A 16,947-nucleotide genomic window follows, 5' to 3' on the forward strand; every position below is an offset into this window, starting at 1 on the left:
CGAAGCCCGGAAGCAAACCGCCGGGCTTTTTACTGCACACCCTTCAGCACATAGATCAGCGGGCTTTTCGGTAGCGTCCGCATGGAGACGGTGACGCTGTCGTCAGGGGCATAGGCGACGTCGAAATCCTTGCCGAACATCGAGACGAATGCTTCGACCGGCGGGCCGCGCCGGTGCATCGGCAGGATAAGTGAAGAGCGCAGCCGCTTGATGACGCGGCTCATGCTGTCGGCGCCCATGGTCAGACCGCCATCGACAGGAACCATGACGACGTCGAGGCGGCCGATCTCCGTATATTGGACATCTGTCAGTTCGTAGTGCAGGTGGCCGAGATGGCCGATGCACAGACCTGCGATCTCGAAAATGAAGATCGAATTGCCATTCTCATGCGCTCCGCCGAGGCCGTAGCTGAAGCGGATATCCGTGGGGACATTGCGGATATAGGCATCGCCCACGACGAGATTGATGTTGGCCTTCTCGCCCGGAATATCGCTCCAGCCATGCAGTACATGTTTGATGCCTGGATCGGGCGCCAAGGTGAAGTGGGTCGTGTGCGCCTTGTTCATGGTCACGACATCCGGCATCGTCGCCGGCCTGTACCAGCCATTATAGTCTGTCGCGATGACGATGCCGCCAGGGGTGTCGATCTCGAAGGTGGAATGGCCGAGGAAGGTGAATTTGACCTCTTCTCCCTCGGAGACGGCAGGCGTCAGCGGCGCGGCGCCGGAAAAGCTGGCGAAGGTGACCTTGGGGATATTCTTAGCGATTGCCTGGCAGTGGCTGACGGGTGTTCGCTGTTCCTGCGCTCCGGCAGGATCTGCCGCAGCGAAGGCCGTAAGGCACGCGATAGCGAGGACGAGATATTGCGGCTTCATACCGGCCCTCCGGCGCTCTACCACTTTGAAAGTAGCGGCGGGAGGATGCGGCATGAGGTCGCAGCGGTCCAGACGAGGGATGCTCACGATTGCGTGTTGGCGGTGGGTAGAGGCTAGCGCCAGAACTCCGGCACTGTCTCGGCCAGCCGCGGTCCGAGCCTGAGCGGCGCGATCTTTTCGGCCAAGCCCGTGCTGTCGGAAATCTCCACGCCGACGCCGCAGATCGTCGCCGGCCCGCTGGCGGCTTCCATGCGGCCCTTCGGCATCTTGGAGATGAAGCGGTTGAGCGGCTCTTCCTTGTCCATGCCGAGGGAGGAGTCGTAGTCGCCGCACATGCCGGCATCCGACATATAGGCGGTGCCGCCGTTCAGGATCTGCGCGTCGGCCGTCGGCACATGCGTGTGGGTGCCGACGACGAAACTGGCGCGGCCATCAACGAAATGTCCGAAGCACTGCTTCTCGCTGGTCGCTTCCGCATGAAAATCGAAGATGATCGCATCGGCCTGCTCCTTCAGCGGGCAGGCGTCGAGGATCACTTCCGCCGATTTGAACGGATCGTCGAGTTCCGGATGCATGAAGACCCGGCCCATGACATTGGCGACGAGCACGCGCGCGCCGTTCCTGGCATAGAACAGCCCGGAGCCGCGACCGGGCGTGCCTTGCGGATAGTTGGCCGGCCGCAGGAATTGATCGTGGCGCCCAGCAAAAGCCACGGCTTCCTTCTGGTCCCAGACGTGATTGCCCGTCGTCACCACATCGGCGCCGGCATTGATCGTTTCCAGAAAGATGTCCTCGGTGATGCCGAACCCGCCGGCGGCATTCTCGCCGTTGACGATGACGAAATCGAGTTTGAGGTCGGAGATCAGGCCGGGAAGGCGGTCCCAGACCGCCGAGCGTCCCGTCTTGCCGACCATGTCACCCAGAAAAAGCAGCCGCATTACCTATCCAATCCAAGAGGCAAAAAAGCGAAGGCCGCTTTCTGTCAGGATGGCATCCAGGCTTATGTCATGCGGCTCGTCGGGCACATGTGCCACTTCCTGGCAGTCGAATGCAATGCCGATCAGCTTCGGATGCAGGCCTTTTTGCCTCAGCCGGCTGATGGCGCGGTCATAATGGCCGGCGCCGTAGCCGATGCGGTGGCCGCGGTCATCGAAAGCTGAAAGCGGCACCAGCATGATTTCCGGATCGAGAATAGCGGCATCCGCCGAAGGGCCGACCGTGCCGAAACCGGTATCGACAAGCGGGGCGTCCTCCGCGAGCTCGCGAAAGACGATGGTCTGCCGGTCGAGGATCGCCGGCACGCAGAGCCGCGCACCGCGCACGGCAAAGCGCGCCATCAGCGGCCTGAGATCTGCTTCCGAACGGATCGGCAGGAAGCCGGAGACAATTGTGCCCAGCGCAAAGCCAACCGCCTCGCCGGCATGATCGGCCATCGCAAGGCTTTTGGAGGCGCGGTTCTCAGGAGACATGGCGTCGCGTGCCGACAGTCGTTCGTTGCGCAGCTGCGCTTTCAGGTCTTTCACGGTCATTCCATCCGCCGGATATGGAAAAGGTCGAGCGAGCATAGACGGCTGGGTGTCCGATGCAAATGCCGGATGCGACAGCACTGCGCCGTTTCACGCCCTGTCGCGGGATGCGGCCGAAGGTCAGACGACGATGCTTGTCGGTATTGTCGTGGTGGCGATGGAGAAGGCTGCCATGTCAGGAACGGCGTTCGCCCCGGCCTGCCGGTTCTGCTGCCGCAGATCGTGCATTGCGTTTTCGAGCAACTGCTTGAGTTCGCGCACGACCGCCTTGAAATCCTCCATGGTTTCTCGATCATCGGCCGAGATGCCCGAGAATTGTGGGGTGTCCCCGGCAACACTCTGATAGGCCTTGCGGGCGTTGGCGGCGTCGTCCGGCTCTTGCGAGCCGGTCTCTTCGTCCGCGGTTTTTTCTGAGGCATCCGCCGGCGCAGCCTCGATCCCACTCGTCGCGGCGGCCGTTGTATCCGTGGTTGTATCCATTGAAGCGACTGCTGCCGGGCTGCCAGTCGCGACGGTCGATGCGAATTCGGAGGCGACGGTGCCGAGCTTGCGCGCGAGTTCAGCGGCCAGACGGGCGACCACCTCGGGCGGCATGTTGGAGCTGCGCAGCATTTCCAATTGCTGCTTCGCCTCTTCGAGCTTGCGTTCTGCCTTCGTCTTGGCTTCGTCCCCGGAATTCGCCAGAGTCTGCCGCATCTGCTGCAGCGTCTGGGTGCTACGTTGTAGTTTCAGCACACTCTGATCGCTCTCGTCTCCGGCAGCAGAGATGACCGTTGCTGAAGACGTGCCGCGCAAGATGTTGGAGGCAGAGGTGGTTGCGACCTGCATGGACAATTCCCGACAGTCCGGGTCCCCGATTGCAATTCGGCGCATTCTGCAACGTCAGACTTGCGTGGACCTGTGTTCCGGGGCCGCCGGCAGCGCCGCGGCGAGCCGTTGCATCGTTTCCTCGAACAGCGGGGCTCCGCCCGGCATCCAGCCGAGCGCGCGGATTTTCGCCGTGCTCATGGGATTGAGCGCCGCCCTGTCGGCGAGTGGCGGCAGCACGTGCCGACAGCCGGTCTCGCGTCGGATGGCTGAAAGGATGTCGCGCGTGTCGACTGATATGTCCGAGACGTTGAAGACCTCGCCGGAGATGCGGGTGCTTTCCGTCTCCAGCATCAGCCGTACCGCACGCCCGAGGTCGTGGCCGTGAACTTCCGTCCCCACACGCGAAACCACCGGCCGGCCGGCGAGGTAATCGGCGATGAGGCCGTCCCACTTGTTCGGCGAGAGATCTCCGTAGACGCCGGTCGCCCTCAGGCTTACGCCGGCAAAACCTGGAGTGGAGAGGTGGGCAAGCGCGCGTTCGGCATCCAGCTTGACCTGGCCGTAGAGCGTTTCCGGCTTGGCCAGCATCGTTTCCGCGAGCTCGGTTCCCTCAGAATGTTCGCCATAGGCGGCGCGGCTGGAGAGGAAGATGCAGCGGCGCGTGCCGGCGCGTTTGGCGGCGTCGAAAAGGCGGACGGTGCCGTCGAGGTTCAACCTGTGGAAACTCTTTGGATCGTCGCCTTCGCCGCCGCGATATTTGCCCGGAACATGGTTGAAGGCGGCGTGGACGAAGAAATAGGCGTCGTCGAAAATGTCGATCTGATCCTTATTGGGATCGAGCGAAAGTGCCGCGAACTCAACCGGGCGGGAGAAGAGACGAGGTGGCGGCGCACGGCGCCCGCCGACGATCACCTGATAACCGGCGCTCAAAAGTTCCTCGACGACATAGCGGCCGACGAGACCCGTTCCGCCGGATACCAGTACCTTCATGCTGCTCCTTCCGGATTGGCCAGCGCCGCGATCTCGGGCGGATCGCCGCCATCGTGGAAACGGTGCCACAAATCGATCAAAGGTTGTAGCCGCGCTGCCTTCGGATGATCCTTTTCCCACGGCTTTTCATATTGGTAGTGCAGGATCGAAACGCTCTTCCAGTCCCAAAGCTCCGGCATGGTGAACCATACATATTGCAGCATGTTGAAATAGACCGGCAGGCCGTGCCAATCCGGGAAGAACGTCTCGAGAAAGGTCTGGTCGGTGCGCCGCCAGAAGGCGCCCGGCCTGTCGAGGCTTTCGAGCATGTGCCGGAATGTGTCATGCGATGGGGTGGCGACGAAGACGCCGGAATTCATGCGGCGGAAGTCGGCAAGGCTTTCATAGACATTGGGCGCGGCTGAGAATTCCGGATAGAGGAAAAGCCTGTCGACGTTCTTCAGCACGAGGGCATCGGCGTCGATGAAGACGCAGCGTTCGTATTCGACGAGCTGCCACAGCCTGAGCTTGCAGAAATTGTCGAGCGGCGAATGGAAGTCCGGCTTGCGGCCCTTGGTGAAGGGGGCGGCGGAATGGAGTTGGCCGCGGGCGTGGCGTTCGTTGAAGGCATCGGAGAGCGGCAGGTGCTCGACCTCGATGAGGCGGCAGCCGAGAGTTTCAAGCGGGGCGAGGGCGGTTGCATCGACGCCGCCGGTGTGGAGGACGACGATGTCGGCGCTGGTATCGGTGCGACGGAGAGAATTCGCCAGGGCGGTGGCGCCCATGGCGTAGTCGGGATTGGTGACGAGGGTGACATAGGCGAGGTTTGAGGTAGAGGTCATCGGCGCCGGCGACTTCCTTGCACGCCCTCATTCCTGTGCTTGTCACAGGAATCCAGCCACGGCCCGTCCGCGCCGTGAATGATTCTCCAGCGCCCAAAGACTTGGGCGCGCTGGATTCCTGTGACAAGCACAGGAATGAGGGAGAGATCGTTGGACTGGTGGCGCCTCAATAGCAAACCATCACTCATGACACTGACTTCAGTCGCTTGCCTTCCGGATCGTGGTTGATCGTCGCGGCGATGTCCTTGGTCCAGGCGGAGACGGCCGGCACGCGCGAGCGGTCGACGCGATAGGCGAATTTCTTCGCCACGTCGACGATCTCGCCGAGAAGGCCTGCTTCCAGCGTGATCGGTTCGAGGCCGAGAATGCGGAATTTCTCGTTCTGAACGATCAGCTCGTTCTCGGCGGCTTCCTTGCGCGGGTTGGGCAGCCAGGCGATGTCGGCGCCGCTTATCCCCGCGATCATCTGGGCAAGGTCGCGCACCCGGTGGGTTTCCGTCATCTGGTTGAAGATTTCGACACGGGCGCCGCGGGCGGGCGGGTTTTTCAGCGCCAGTTCGATGCAGCGCACCGAATCCTGGATATGGATGAAGGCGCGGGTCTGGCCGCCGGTGCCATGTACCGTCAAGGGATAGCCGATCGCCGCCTGGATAAGGAAGCGGTTCAGCACCGTGCCGTAATCGCCGTCGTAATCGAAGCGGTTGATCAACTGCGCATGGCGGCGCGTCTGCTCGGTATGCGTGCCCCAGACGATGCCCTGGTGCAAGTCGGTGATCCTCAACCCGTCATTCTTGGCGTAGAACTGGAAGAGAAGCTGATCCAGGCACTTGGTCATGTGGTAGATCGAGCCGGGATTGGAGGGATAGAGGATCTCCTGGCTGACCGTCTCGCCGGCCGCGGTTTCGATGCCGACCGGCAGGTAGCCTTCGGGGATTGCTGCGCCCACCGTCGAATAGCCGTAGACGCCCATGGTGCCGAGGTGGATGAGATGGGCGTCGAGATTGAGCTCGGTCAGCGCATTTAAGAGGTTGTGGGTGGCGCTGACGTTGTTATTAACAGTGTAATTCTTGTGGCGGTCGCTTTTCATGGAATAGGGCGCGGCCCGCTGCTCGGCGAAATGGATGACAGCATCCGGGCGGTGTTCGGAAAGCCAGTTCTTCAGTAGTTCATAGTCCTTGGCGAGATCGATCAGGTTGAAGTGGATGCGGCGCCCGGTTTCGGCATGCCAGATGCGGGTGCGCTCCTGGATCGAATCCATCGGTGTCAGCGACTGAACGCCAAGTTCCGTGTCGATCCAGCGGCGTGAGAGATTGTCGAGGATATGAACGTCATGCCCGGCATCGGAGAGGTGCAGCGACGTTGGCCAGCCAATGAAACCGTCTCCGCCCATAACCGCAATCTTCATCACATCGTCTCCTGATCTGTCGCTCAATATCGGGAATAGTTAGGAATTATGACAATCATTCAATGCCTACCGGCGGGGCATTCAATGCCTGCCTACCGGTCATTCAGTGCTTGCCTGTCGGGAAGCGTTGCGCCAAAGAGGGCACCGCAGTTTGGAGAAAATTATGACGGAGCGCCCATTTTCCATTTCGGGGGAGCTGACCGAGGCCGGACACCGCCTCGTGCAACGGGTCTATTATGAAGATACCGACTTCTCCGGTCTGGTCTACCACGCCCGCTACCTGCATTTCCTCGAGCGCGGCCGCACCGATTATCTGCGTTGCCTCGGCGTGGAGCAGCGCGAACTCGTCAGCGCCGACGAGGAGGGCCTCGTCTTCGTCGTCCACCGCATGGAGATCGACTTCAAGAGCCCGGCGCGCATGGACGACGTGCTGACCATCCTGACCCACACGGAAAAAGCCGGCGGTGCCAAGATGGTGCTCAATCAGCAGATCCGCTCGGGCGAAACGCTGCTGATATCAGCCAAGGTGATCATCGCCGTCATCAACGCCAAGGGGCGGCCGCGGCGGCTGCCGGAAACGCTGGCGGCGAAATTCCTGGAAGGCAGCACGCCGCTATAGGCGCGAATCGCGCGGAATTCAGGCTTGTCAAAACTTGAGCTTTATGTGAAGGAATTCCCGCGCTGCAGGATGAGCGCTCTTTCGGCAGCCGGATCTTACTCCGGTCAAGTAAACCATGGAACGAAATCTTCCAAACACAGGCTTACTGTCACAGTCAGGCACTAACGATCTATTAACCATGATAGTGTCTTACTGGGAAAGTCGGAGTTTGTGCGGTGCACGCCTTCCTTTGACCAAATTTGACGGCAAGAAGGCGGAAGATGAGCTTGGAAGTTTGACCAGGGCTTTGGGCGGCGGCCGCCGGACACTTCTTGCGAGATCACTTTGTGCCGCCCGGTCCAGCACCGGGCGTTTGGATTCGGGGATTTTGGATCAATGGAACAAGTAGGATTGGCAGCAGCAACGACGGACGTCAGCCTCTGGTCGCTTTTCATGCAGGCCGGTATCGTCGTCAAGCTCGTCATGCTCGGGCTTATCGCCGCTTCGGTGTGGACCTGGGCGATCGTCATCGACAAATACCTGGCCTATGGCCGCGCACGGCGCCAGTTCGACAAGTTCGAGCAGGTGTTCTGGTCGGGCCAGTCGCTGGAAGAACTCTATCGCTCGCTGTCGGAACGCAACAATACGGGGCTGGCGGCGATTTTCGTGGCCGCGATGCGCGAGTGGAAGAAATCCTTCGAGCGCGGCGCCCGTTCGCCGATCGGCCTGCAGATGCGTATCGACCGGGCGATGGACGTGACGCTTTCACGCGAATCGGAATTTCTCGGCGCTCGCCTCGGATCGCTGGCGACGATCGGTTCGGCCGGTCCGTTCATCGGCCTCTTCGGCACGGTCGTCGGCATCATGACCTCGTTCCAGGCGATCGCTGGTTCGAAGTCGACCAATCTTGCGGTCGTTGCGCCCGGTATCGCCGAAGCGCTGCTTGCAACCGCCATCGGCCTCGTTGCCGCTATTCCGGCGGTTATCGCCTACAACAAGTTCTCTGCCGATGCCGGCAAGCTCTCGGGCCGCATGGAAGGTTTCGCGGATGAATTCTCCGCCATACTTTCGCGCCAGATCGACGAGAAGCTGCAGCCGCGCGCTGCAGCTCAGTAACCAGCGGAGTATACTGACATGGGTATGGCTGTTGGAGGCAATGGCGGCGGGGGCGGCGGACGCCGCCGTCGCGGCGGTCGGAACAGGGCCGTGATTTCCGAAATCAACGTGACGCCGCTCGTCGACGTCATGCTGGTGCTTTTGATCATCTTTATGGTCGCGGCACCGATGATGACCGTCGGCGTGCCGATCGACCTGCCGGAAACGCAGGCCAAGGCGCTGAATTCCGAGACGCAGCCGATCACCATCTCCGTCAAGAACGACGGCGAAGTGTTCCTGCAGGAAACGCCGATCCCGGCCGCCGAGATTGCCGCCAAGCTCGAGGCGATCGCCACCACAGGCTATAACGAACGGATCTTCGTGCGTGGTGACGCGACAGCGCCTTATGGCGTCATCGCCGACGTCATGGCCCGTATTCAGGGCGCAGGCTTCAAGAATATCGGCCTCGTGACGCAGCAGAAGAAGGACCAATAGCGTTCAAGATGAAGACCAGCGTCGTCACATCTGCTGTTCTGCACTGCCTGGTGCTTACCTGGGCGATGGTGTCGCTTAGCGCCCCGGAATCCTTCAAGGTGGAGGATTTCGAGGCGATGCCGGTCGATCTCGTGCCGGTGGAATCCATTACCCAGATGCAGCAGGGCGACAAGAAGGCTCCGAAGAAGGAGACGTCTGCGCCGGTACCGACGACACGTCCGCCGATCGCACAGCCGGCCGAGAATGCCGGCGACAACAATGTCGACCTGAAGACGCCGCCGGTGCCGAACGCCAAGCCGAGCAACAGCGAGGCCGCCGCGGCGAATTCGAGCGAAAAGCCGATGCCGAAGACCGATCCGAAGCCGAACGACGTCAAGGACATCGTCAAGGAGGAAACGGAAGTCGAGCAGCCGAAGGAGGTCGCTTCCATACCGCCGCCGAAGCCCGTCGAAGTGACGCCGCCGAAGCCGGAGGAAAAGCCGCCGGAAGAGCAGGCCAAGCCTGAGGAACCGCCGAAGCCGGAGGCCGAGGCACTGCCGGACAATGTGCCGACCCCCGTCGCCAAGCCGCAGGTGAAGCCGCCGGAACCGCAGAAGCCCGCCGAAAAGCCGCCGGAAAAGACCCCCGACCAGCCGAAGACCGCCGACATGCCGACCGACAAGAAGAAGGCGGACAAGAAGCAGGAAACGGCGAAATCCGCCTCGTCGATGAAGAGCGACTTCAATGCCGACGAGATTTCGATCTTGCTGAACAAGACCGATCCTTCCGCCGGTGGCGCCAAGCGCTCGACGCAGGAAGCGTCGCTTGGTGCGAAGAAGAGCAATGGTGGTTCCAAACTCAGCCAGAGCGAAGAAGATGCGGTGCGCGGCTTGATCGAGGGCAATTGGCTTGTCACGCCTGGGATGGAAGGCCTTTCCGGCATGGTCATCAAAGTGCATATGAAACTCGACAAGGATGGCAATATTATTGGTCAGCCAGAAGTCGAGTCATCGGGCGGCAGTAGCAGCGATGCCACACGCCGTGCGTTGGAAGGCGGGGCCTATAGAGCTGTCATGAAGTCCGCCCCCTTCTCGATGCTTCCGAAGGACAAGTATGAGGCTTGGAATGAGTTCGACCTGAATTTCGATCCGAGTTCTATGGGAATCTAGATGCTGACGGATCTGTCCCATGGCAACAAGCCTTTTGCAGCCGCTATCATGCTTGGAGCGATTCTGGCTTGTGCGCCTGAGGCGTTGGCACAGTCGGTGGACGCGGCGACCTCCAAGAAGTCAGCCTTGGATTTACAGCACGCAATTGCTTCCTCCTTCAATGTTCCTCCCGGGCAGGCGAGGGGCGGCAGAGTTGTGATCACCGTCCATCTGCGGCTCGACAAGAATGGGGCGATCGTTGGTTCACCCGAGGCAATAGCCTCGGGCGGCAACGAAGCTGCTCGAAAAAGCCTGTCGGCTCCGGCTCTCCGGGCGGTGAAGCGCTCATTGCCATTCCCGATGCTCCCGAAAGAAAAATACGAATCCTGGAACGAAGTCGTCCTGCGCTTTGAATCCGGCGATCCGACTCCATAGATGCTGAAAGGCTGTTTGGTATGACAAAGTGTTCCTTTTTTCGCGCCATTTTGGTTGCAGTCGGTCTGATAACCACTGCCGTCTTTGCAACGCCGGCCAACGCGCTGGTTACCCTCGACATCCGAAAAGGCAATGTCCAGCCGATGCCGATTGCGGTGACCGATTTCCAGGGTGATTTGGGCGCGCAGGTCTCGCAAGTCATCGCCGCAGACCTGCAGCGGTCCGGTCTCTTCGCACCGATCAACAAAACCGCCTTCATCGAAAAGATTTCCAATCCTGATGCCGCGCCGCGCTTCGAAGACTGGAAGGTCATCAATGCGCAGGCACTGGTTACCGGCCGGGTTACCAAGGAAGCGGATGGCCGTCTTCGCGCCGAATTCCGGCTCTGGGACCCGTTCGCCGGGCAGCAGATGACCGGTCAGCAATTCTATACGCAGCCGGAGAACTGGCGCCGGGTGGCTCACATCATCGCCGATGCGATCTACAAGCAGATCACCGGCGAAGAGGGTTATTTCGACACCCGCGTCGTCTTCGTCTCCGAATCCGGCACCAAGCAGCAGCGCAAGCGCCAGCTGGCGATCATGGATCAGGATGGCTTCAACGTGCGTATGCTGACGGATGGCAGCGATCTCGTGCTGACGCCGCGCTTCTCGCCGAGCCGGCAGGAAGTCACCTATATGTCCTTTGCCAACCAGCAGCCGCGGGTCTATCTGCTGCAGCTCGAAACCGGGCAACGTGAAGTCGTCGGCAATTTTCCCGGCATGACCTTCTCGCCGCGCTTTTCGCCCGATGGTCAGAAGGTGATCATGAGCCTGCAGCAGGAAGGCAACTCCAACATCTATACGATGGATCTGCGCTCGCGCACGACGACGCGCCTGACCTCGACGGCTGCGATCGACACTTCGCCTTCCTATTCGCCCGACGGTGCCCGCGTCAGCTTCGAGAGCGACCGGGGCGGCAAGCCGCAGATTTACGTGATGAACGCCGACGGTTCGGGCCAGACCCGTATCTCCTTCGGCGACGGCTCCTATTCGACGCCGGTCTGGTCGCCGCGCGGTGATCTCATCGCCTTCACCAAGCAGGCCGGCGGCAAGTTCTCGATCGGCGTGATGAAACCGGATGGTTCTGGCGAACGCATCCTGACGACCGGCTTCCACAACGAGGGCCCGACCTGGGCGCCGAACGGCCGCGTGCTGATGTTCTTCCGCCAGGCGGCAGGCGCTGGCGGGCCGCAGCTCTATTCGATCGATCTGACCGGCTATAATGAACAACTCGTCAAAACGCCGAGCTACGGTTCCGACCCGGCTTGGTCGCCGCTTCTGGAGTAGCAGGCGCGGGAATGCCTTCATGTCGCCTCAGAATCATGGAAACCCGGCGACTACGGGACAAATCAATAAATTGTTAACCATAATCTTTGAGGGGCGGTTAACCGAGTGCGGTTACTGTCCGGAAACCCTGATGAACCCGCAAGGAGACCGGCCATGAGCCGAATTCATACCCCGGCAATGAGCCGCATGCAGAATTTCGCCCGCAACCCCGTCATGATCGCGCTTGTCGCCGGTCTCGCTCTTGCGAGCTGCGCCAAGAAGAACGGCGGCATGCCGAATAACGCTGGCGATATCGGCCTCGGCGCCGGTGCCGCAACGCCGGGCTCTGCCCAGGACTTCACGGTCAATGTCGGCGATCGCATCTTCTTCGACACCGACTCCTCGTCGATCCGCGCCGATGCTTCGCAGACGCTCGACCGCCAGGCCCAGTGGCTCGCCCGCTACCCGAATTATCAGATCACCGTCGAAGGCCATGCCGACGAACGCGGCACGCGTGAATACAACCTCGCGCTCGGCGCCCGCCGTGCGGCTGCCGCCAAGGATTATCTCGCTTCGCGCGGCGTTCCGGCGCAGCGCCTGAAGACGATTTCCTACGGCAAGGAACGTCCGGTTGCCGTCTGCGACGATATTTCCTGCTGGTCGCAGAACCGCCGCGCGGTCACGGTTCTCGGCGGCGCCGGCATGTAATCTGCCGATTTCGGTCACTTTCGGAAGGCGGTCCTCTCGGGGACCGCCTTTCTTTTTGACCACACTTTGGCCAGACTCCGTTGCTTTTTGACAGCAATTGGAAAAATCTCCTGTTCGTGCCATCGAGGTGCGAAGAATCACTGGGACAGGACGATACATATGAAGAAACTTGTCGTGGCAGGCATGCTGTGCCTCGCGGCTGTGACCGGGAGCGAACGGGCGGCCTATTCCGCCTCGTTCTTTGGGCTGCATCTCGGCGGCCGGTCCGCGGAAAACCAAGCGGCGCCGCCTGTTGTCAAGGTGCAGAGCGGCGATGCCGAGATGCGCGTGCAGCAGCTCGAAGAGCAGCTTCGGCAGCTGAATGGCCGGATCGAGGAGATGAGCTTCCAGCTGCTGCAGATGCAGGAAACGATCCGCAAGCAGCAGGAAGACAATGAATTCCGCTTCCAACAGTTGGAAAAGACGGGTGCCAGCGGCGGCGGTGCCAAAGCTCCTGTGAAAAAGAGCGAGACCGATACCGCTCCCGCAGCGTCCGGCAGCGATGACGTTGCCAGGGTGATCCAAGCACCGCAGGGAGCCGAGACGGCTCCCTCCACCAACGTGCCCAGCAATACTGGCCTCGGCCAGCCGCCGAAGGAGCTCGGCTCGATCGATTTCGATCAGAACGGCAATCCGGTCGGCGGAACCGTTGATGCAAATGCGGGCGTGGGCTCCGGCCCGATACCCGATGCCAATCCCGGAGCGCCGCAGCAGACTGCCTCGCTCGGCGGTGAGGCGGACCAGTACAAGGCGGCCTATGGACATGTCTTGTCCGGCGATTACAGCACCGCCGAACAGGAATTCACCCAATACATTACCCGCTACCCGAGCAGCGCGCGGGCGGCGGACGCTAATTTCTGGCTCGGCGAAGCGCTCTATTCGCAGGGCAAGTACAATGAGGCGGCCAAGACATTCCTCAATGCGCACCAGAAATACGGCACATCCGAAAAGGCGCCCGAGATGCTGTTGAAACTCGGCATGTCGCTGGCCGCCCTCGACAATACCGAGACGGCCTGCGCGACGTTGCGCGAAGTCTCGAAGCGTTATCCGAAGGCTTCGCGTGCCGTCATAAGCAAGGTTGCGAGCGAACAGAAGCGCCTCGCCTGTTAAGGTCTTCCGGCATGTCTCCGGAAGCCCGATCGCCGCGAGAGGCGATCCTCCAGTTTCTCACGTCGCTTCAAAGCCCCGCACGTATTCTCGTCGCCATATCAGGCGGCAGCGATTCCACCGGCCTGCTTCTCCTTCTCGATGAAGCCGTGAAGGCCGCGCCCCATTTCAAAATTTCCCTATGCGCTGCGACCGTCGACCATGCGTTGCGCGCCGGCTCCGCAGACGAGGCGCGAGAAGTCGCATCCCTCTGCGCGTCGCTAGGCATTGCCCACACCAGCATGACCTGGCAGGGCGACAAGCCGAAAACCGGCATCATGGCCGCGGCCCGCGAGGCGCGTTACGGCTTGCTCGCCGAAGCGGCGGAAGCGTTTGGCGCCGATCTCATCGTCACCGGACACACATTCGACGACCAGCGCGAAACACTTGCCATGCGCGGCGTGCGAACGGAGCAGGTTTCATCAGGCATTGCCGACGCGGTGCTCTTCGATCGGCGTTTCTGGATCTTGCGGCCGCTTCTCTTTTCCAGCCGGGCGGACATCCGCGCTTTCCTCAACGAGCGGGGCGTGAAGTGGATCGACGATCCGAGCAATGAAGATGTGAAGCACGAGCGTGTGCGGGTGCGCCGGCAGCTTTTGGCCGATGCCGGTGCCGAGGCGAATGTCAGTGCCGTCTGGGACGAGCGACTGGCTGTTTCGGCCAAGGGAGCCGAATGGCTGGATCACCATTTCAAGCTTCACGGCGGCCTGCTCGGGCAGGTGGTGCCTGACGGATTGCGGCAGGATCGCGCCGTTCTCGACTATGTGCTCGGTCGTCTCACGGCCATTTTCGGTGGGCAACCGTTTGCGCCGGGGAGGGCGCAGATTGAGCGCCTTCTCTCATTTGCCGCCGGCGGGGAGCCGGGGCGGATGACGGTCGGCCGGGTGGTCTTCGATCTCAGACGGGACGGGCTTTACCTCACGCGCGAAAGCCGCGGGATCTTGCCGCTGGTCTTGCAGCCCGGGGAGGCGGGCGTGTGGGATGGGAGGTTTGTGGCGCGCAATGGGTCGGCGGCTCCGATTATAATAGAAACCACCGCTACACACTCCCCCTCATTCCTGTGCTTGTCACAGGAATCCAGTGCGAACAAGTCCTTGGCCGCGAAAGACAGTTTGCACTTTATGGGGTCAATCACCGCGCGGACGCGCGGTAGCTGGATTCCTGTGACAAGCACAGGAATAAGGGAGCATCATATCGGGCACCTTCCCAAGGCCGCATGGAAGCGTGCAATCGCCTCGGCGCCGGCCATATCGGCGCAAGAGGTCCCTCTATCTGCGGAAACCGCCGAAGCGATCCACCTCACGCCCTATTTCGCACCCTTCGACCGCTTTTTGACACGATTTGATTTCATCTTTGCCAACAGGCTTTCGGCGGTTTTCGCGACGGCGCCCTATGCGAGGCCGCCTTTAAGAAGTATTGACGGAAAAACCATCTGACCTGGGGTGTCGCCTTGGCAATCGCACGGCGCAACCCTATGTTAGAAACGAATAAGACGGTCGCCATGAGGCGGCTGTTCCAGTGCTGGGGAGTTCAATGAACCCTAACTTACGTAATTTCGCCTTGTGGGCGATCATAGCGCTTCTGCTGATCGCCCTATTCAGTATGTTCCAGACGGCGCCGGCGCAGACGGGCTCCCGCGAAATCCCTTATTCGCAGTTCCTGCGTGAGGTCGATGCGGGCCGCGTGAAGGACGTCGTGGTCACCGGCAACCGGCTGAGCGGAACATATCTGGAGAATAACAATAATTTCCAGACCTATTCGCCCGTTATCGACGACAGCTTGCTCGATCGCCTGCAGGCCAAAAACGTTGCTGTCACTGCACGTCCGGAGACCGATGGTTCCTCCGGCTTTCTGAGCTACCTCGGAACGCTGCTGCCGATGCTGCTCATCCTCGGCGTATGGCTGTTCTTCATGCGGCAGATGCAGGGCGGCTCGCGTGGCGCGATGGGCTTCGGCAAGTCGAAGGCCAAGCTGCTGACAGAAGCACATGGCCGTGTCACCTTCGAAGACGTCGCCGGTGTCGACGAGGCCAAGCAGGATCTCGAAGAAATCGTCGAATTCCTGCGGGATCCGCAGAAGTTCCAGCGTCTCGGTGGCAAGATCCCGCGCGGCGTGCTGCTCGTCGGCCCTCCGGGCACCGGTAAGACGCTGCTCGCCCGCTCGGTCGCCGGCGAAGCCAACGTGCCCTTCTTTACCATTTCCGGTTCCGACTTCGTCGAAATGTTTGTCGGCGTCGGCGCTAGCCGTGTGCGCGATATGTTCGAGCAGGCGAAGAAGAATGCGCCCTGCATCATCTTCATCGACGAAATCGATGCCGTCGGCCGCCATCGCGGCGCCGGTCTCGGCGGCGGCAACGACGAACGCGAGCAGACGCTGAACCAGCTGTTGGTCGAGATGGATGGATTCGAGGCGAATGAAGGCGTGATCCTGATTGCCGCCACCAACCGCCCCGACGTGCTCGACCCGGCGCTTCTGCGTCCGGGCCGTTTCGACCGTCAGGTCGTGGTTCCGAACCCGGATATCGTCGGCCGCGAGCGCATCCTTAAGGTGCATGCCCGCAACGTTCCGCTGGCGCCGAATGTCGATCTCAAGGTTCTCGCCCGCGGCACGCCCGGTTTCTCCGGCGCCGATCTGATGAACCTCGTCAACGAAGCCGCCCTGATGGCGGCCCGCCGCAACAAGCGCGTCGTCACCATGCAGGAATTCGAAGACGCCAAGGACAAGATCATGATGGGCGCCGAGCGCCGATCCTCGGCCATGACCGAGGCGGAAAAGAAGCTCACTGCTTACCATGAGGCCGGCCACGCCATCACCGCGCTCAATGTCGCCGTCGCCGATCCTTTGCACAAGGCGACGATCATTCCGCGCGGCCGTGCGCTCGGCATGGTCATGCAGCTTCCCGAGGGCGACCGCTACTCGATGAGCTACAAGTGGATGGTGTCGCGCCTCTGCATCATGATGGGCGGCCGTGTCGCCGAAGAACTTACCTTCGGTAAGGAGAACATCACCTCGGGTGCCTCTTCCGACATCGAGCAGGCCACCAAGCTTGCCCGCGCCATGGTCACGCAATGGGGCTTCTCCGACCAGCTCGGTCAAGTCGCCTATGGCGAGAACCAGCAGGAGGTCTTCCTCGGCCACTCGGTTTCGCAATCGAAGAATGTTTCGGAAGCAACCGCGCAGAAGATCGACAATGAAGTGCGCCGCCTGATCGACGAAGCCTATACGCAGGCCCGCACGATCCTGACGGATAAGCACGACGAATTCGTCGCTCTTGCCGAAGGTCTGCTCGAATACGAGACGCTGACCGGTGAAGAGATCAAGGCGCTGATTCGCGGCGAGAAGCCGTCGCGCGATCTCGGCGATGATTCACCGCCAAGCCGCGGCTCGGCGGTTCCAAAAGCCGGCGCACGGCCTGCCGCCAAGGGTGATGAGCCCGAAGCCGGCCTTGAACCGCAGCCGCATTGAGCGGCTTGCACGATTGTGAACAAGGCCGGATTTCCCCAGCGGGGAGATCCGGCCTTTTCTATTTGGTAACGGGATATAATCATTTTTCTTGCTAATTTACGTGCC

The 16,947-nt window shown here is 61.2% G+C and carries 17 protein-coding genes; 10 read left to right on the top strand and 7 right to left on the bottom strand.

Annotation, left to right across the window (positions count from 1 at the left end):
- Positions 1-29 precede the first annotated feature (29 nt).
- The 7 genes from OS035_RS16005 to OS035_RS16035 all read right to left on the bottom strand — a co-directional run bounded on the left by OS035_RS16005 (position 30) and on the right by OS035_RS16035 (position 6,427).
- A complete protein-coding gene (locus OS035_RS16005; RefSeq protein ID WP_097629237.1) occupies positions 30-875 on the bottom strand; it encodes an MBL fold metallo-hydrolase in 846 nt (281 codons plus the stop codon).
- Between the two features lie 113 nt (positions 876-988).
- Entirely contained in the window at positions 989-1,813 is an 825-nt protein-coding gene (locus tag OS035_RS16010) for a TIGR00282 family metallophosphoesterase (protein ID WP_097629238.1), read from the bottom strand.
- Between the two features lie 3 nt (positions 1,814-1,816).
- Positions 1,817-2,404: a 5-formyltetrahydrofolate cyclo-ligase gene (locus OS035_RS16015; RefSeq protein ID WP_097629239.1), complete on the bottom strand. Its 588-nt coding sequence runs from the start codon at positions 2,402-2,404 to the stop codon at positions 1,817-1,819.
- Between the two features lie 117 nt (positions 2,405-2,521).
- Positions 2,522-3,229, bottom strand: coding sequence for a hypothetical protein (locus OS035_RS16020; protein ID WP_331813868.1), 708 nt, complete (start codon positions 3,227-3,229; stop codon positions 2,522-2,524).
- Between the two features lie 54 nt (positions 3,230-3,283).
- On the bottom strand, positions 3,284-4,201 hold the full coding sequence (locus OS035_RS16025) for an NAD-dependent epimerase/dehydratase family protein (protein ID WP_097629241.1): 918 nt from the start codon (positions 4,199-4,201) through the stop codon (positions 3,284-3,286).
- On the bottom strand, positions 4,198-5,022 hold the full coding sequence (locus OS035_RS16030) for a glycosyltransferase (protein WP_097629242.1): 825 nt from the start codon (positions 5,020-5,022) through the stop codon (positions 4,198-4,200). The genes OS035_RS16025 and OS035_RS16030 overlap by 4 nt, the downstream gene beginning before the upstream one ends.
- A gap of 184 nt (positions 5,023-5,206) precedes the next feature.
- Positions 5,207-6,427: an NAD-dependent epimerase/dehydratase family protein gene (locus tag OS035_RS16035; protein ID WP_097629243.1), complete on the bottom strand. Its 1,221-nt coding sequence runs from the start codon at positions 6,425-6,427 to the stop codon at positions 5,207-5,209.
- 163 nt (positions 6,428-6,590) lie between these two features.
- Here OS035_RS16035 and ybgC point away from each other — a divergent pair, with 163 nt between their 5' ends.
- The 10 genes from ybgC (at position 6,591) to ftsH (ending at position 16,842) form a co-directional block, all read left to right on the top strand.
- A complete protein-coding gene (gene ybgC, locus OS035_RS16040) occupies positions 6,591-7,046 on the top strand; it encodes a tol-pal system-associated acyl-CoA thioesterase (RefSeq protein WP_097629244.1) in 456 nt (151 codons plus the stop codon).
- 375 nt (positions 7,047-7,421) lie between these two features.
- Positions 7,422-8,141: a protein TolQ gene (gene tolQ / locus OS035_RS16045; RefSeq protein WP_003582115.1), complete on the top strand. Its 720-nt coding sequence runs from the start codon at positions 7,422-7,424 to the stop codon at positions 8,139-8,141.
- An 18-nt stretch (positions 8,142-8,159) separates the two neighbouring features.
- Positions 8,160-8,615, top strand: a complete 456-nt coding sequence (gene tolR / locus OS035_RS16050; RefSeq protein WP_003542730.1) for a protein TolR — start codon at positions 8,160-8,162, stop codon at positions 8,613-8,615.
- Positions 8,616-8,623: 8 nt separating this feature from the next.
- Positions 8,624-9,763 (top strand): hypothetical protein, encoded by a 1,140-nt coding sequence (locus OS035_RS16055; protein ID WP_097629245.1) that lies wholly within the window; start codon positions 8,624-8,626, stop codon positions 9,761-9,763.
- Positions 9,764-10,177, top strand: coding sequence for a TonB C-terminal domain-containing protein (locus OS035_RS16060; RefSeq protein WP_097629246.1), 414 nt, complete (start codon positions 9,764-9,766; stop codon positions 10,175-10,177).
- A gap of 20 nt (positions 10,178-10,197) precedes the next feature.
- A complete protein-coding gene (gene tolB / locus OS035_RS16065; protein ID WP_097629247.1) occupies positions 10,198-11,505 on the top strand; it encodes a Tol-Pal system beta propeller repeat protein TolB in 1,308 nt (435 codons plus the stop codon).
- A 153-nt stretch (positions 11,506-11,658) separates the two neighbouring features.
- The gene (gene pal / locus OS035_RS16070) at positions 11,659-12,192 is read left to right on the top strand and encodes a peptidoglycan-associated lipoprotein Pal (protein ID WP_097629248.1); all 534 of its coding nucleotides are present in this window, start codon (positions 11,659-11,661) and stop codon (positions 12,190-12,192) included.
- A 159-nt stretch (positions 12,193-12,351) separates the two neighbouring features.
- The gene (gene ybgF, locus OS035_RS16075) at positions 12,352-13,341 is read left to right on the top strand and encodes a tol-pal system protein YbgF (protein WP_097629249.1); all 990 of its coding nucleotides are present in this window, start codon (positions 12,352-12,354) and stop codon (positions 13,339-13,341) included.
- 11 nt (positions 13,342-13,352) lie between these two features.
- Positions 13,353-14,813, top strand: a complete 1,461-nt coding sequence (gene tilS / locus OS035_RS16080) for a tRNA lysidine(34) synthetase TilS (RefSeq protein ID WP_097629250.1) — start codon at positions 13,353-13,355, stop codon at positions 14,811-14,813.
- Positions 14,814-14,910: 97 nt separating this feature from the next.
- Positions 14,911-16,842 carry an ATP-dependent zinc metalloprotease FtsH gene (gene ftsH / locus OS035_RS16085; RefSeq protein WP_003590353.1) on the top strand — a complete coding sequence of 644 codons (1,932 nt, stop codon included), beginning with the start codon at positions 14,911-14,913 and terminating at the stop codon, positions 16,840-16,842.
- Positions 16,843-16,947 lie beyond the last annotated feature (105 nt).

The sequence above is a fragment of the Rhizobium sp. 268 genome (genome assembly GCF_036571585.1).
Classification (GTDB): domain Bacteria; phylum Pseudomonadota; class Alphaproteobacteria; order Rhizobiales; family Rhizobiaceae; genus Rhizobium; species Rhizobium redzepovicii.

What these genes read in the sequence shown, in the direction of transcription:
- OS035_RS16005 (WP_097629237.1), bottom strand. Translation starts at nt 875, where the DNA reads ATGAAGCCGCAATATCTCGTCCTCGCTATCGCGTGCCTTACGGCCTTC.
- OS035_RS16010 (WP_097629238.1), bottom strand. Translation starts at nt 1,813, where the DNA reads ATGCGGCTGCTTTTTCTGGGTGACATGGTCGGCAAGACGGGACGCTCG.
- OS035_RS16015 (WP_097629239.1), bottom strand. Translation starts at nt 2,404, where the DNA reads ATGACCGTGAAAGACCTGAAAGCGCAGCTGCGCAACGAACGACTGTCG.
- OS035_RS16020 (WP_331813868.1), bottom strand. Translation starts at nt 3,229, where the DNA reads ATGCAGGTCGCAACCACCTCTGCCTCCAACATCTTGCGCGGCACGTCT.
- OS035_RS16025 (WP_097629241.1), bottom strand. Translation starts at nt 4,201, where the DNA reads ATGAAGGTACTGGTATCCGGCGGAACGGGTCTCGTCGGCCGCTATGTC.
- OS035_RS16030 (WP_097629242.1), bottom strand. Translation starts at nt 5,022, where the DNA reads ATGACCTCTACCTCAAACCTCGCCTATGTCACCCTCGTCACCAATCCC.
- OS035_RS16035 (WP_097629243.1), bottom strand. Translation starts at nt 6,427, where the DNA reads ATGAAGATTGCGGTTATGGGCGGAGACGGTTTCATTGGCTGGCCAACG.
- ybgC (WP_097629244.1), top strand. Translation starts at nt 6,591, where the DNA reads ATGACGGAGCGCCCATTTTCCATTTCGGGGGAGCTGACCGAGGCCGGA.
- tolQ (WP_003582115.1), top strand. Translation starts at nt 7,422, where the DNA reads ATGGAACAAGTAGGATTGGCAGCAGCAACGACGGACGTCAGCCTCTGG.
- tolR (WP_003542730.1), top strand. Translation starts at nt 8,160, where the DNA reads ATGGGTATGGCTGTTGGAGGCAATGGCGGCGGGGGCGGCGGACGCCGC.
- OS035_RS16055 (WP_097629245.1), top strand. Translation starts at nt 8,624, where the DNA reads ATGAAGACCAGCGTCGTCACATCTGCTGTTCTGCACTGCCTGGTGCTT.
- OS035_RS16060 (WP_097629246.1), top strand. Translation starts at nt 9,764, where the DNA reads ATGCTGACGGATCTGTCCCATGGCAACAAGCCTTTTGCAGCCGCTATC.
- tolB (WP_097629247.1), top strand. Translation starts at nt 10,198, where the DNA reads ATGACAAAGTGTTCCTTTTTTCGCGCCATTTTGGTTGCAGTCGGTCTG.
- pal (WP_097629248.1), top strand. Translation starts at nt 11,659, where the DNA reads ATGAGCCGAATTCATACCCCGGCAATGAGCCGCATGCAGAATTTCGCC.
- ybgF (WP_097629249.1), top strand. Translation starts at nt 12,352, where the DNA reads ATGAAGAAACTTGTCGTGGCAGGCATGCTGTGCCTCGCGGCTGTGACC.
- tilS (WP_097629250.1), top strand. Translation starts at nt 13,353, where the DNA reads ATGTCTCCGGAAGCCCGATCGCCGCGAGAGGCGATCCTCCAGTTTCTC.
- ftsH (WP_003590353.1), top strand. Translation starts at nt 14,911, where the DNA reads ATGAACCCTAACTTACGTAATTTCGCCTTGTGGGCGATCATAGCGCTT.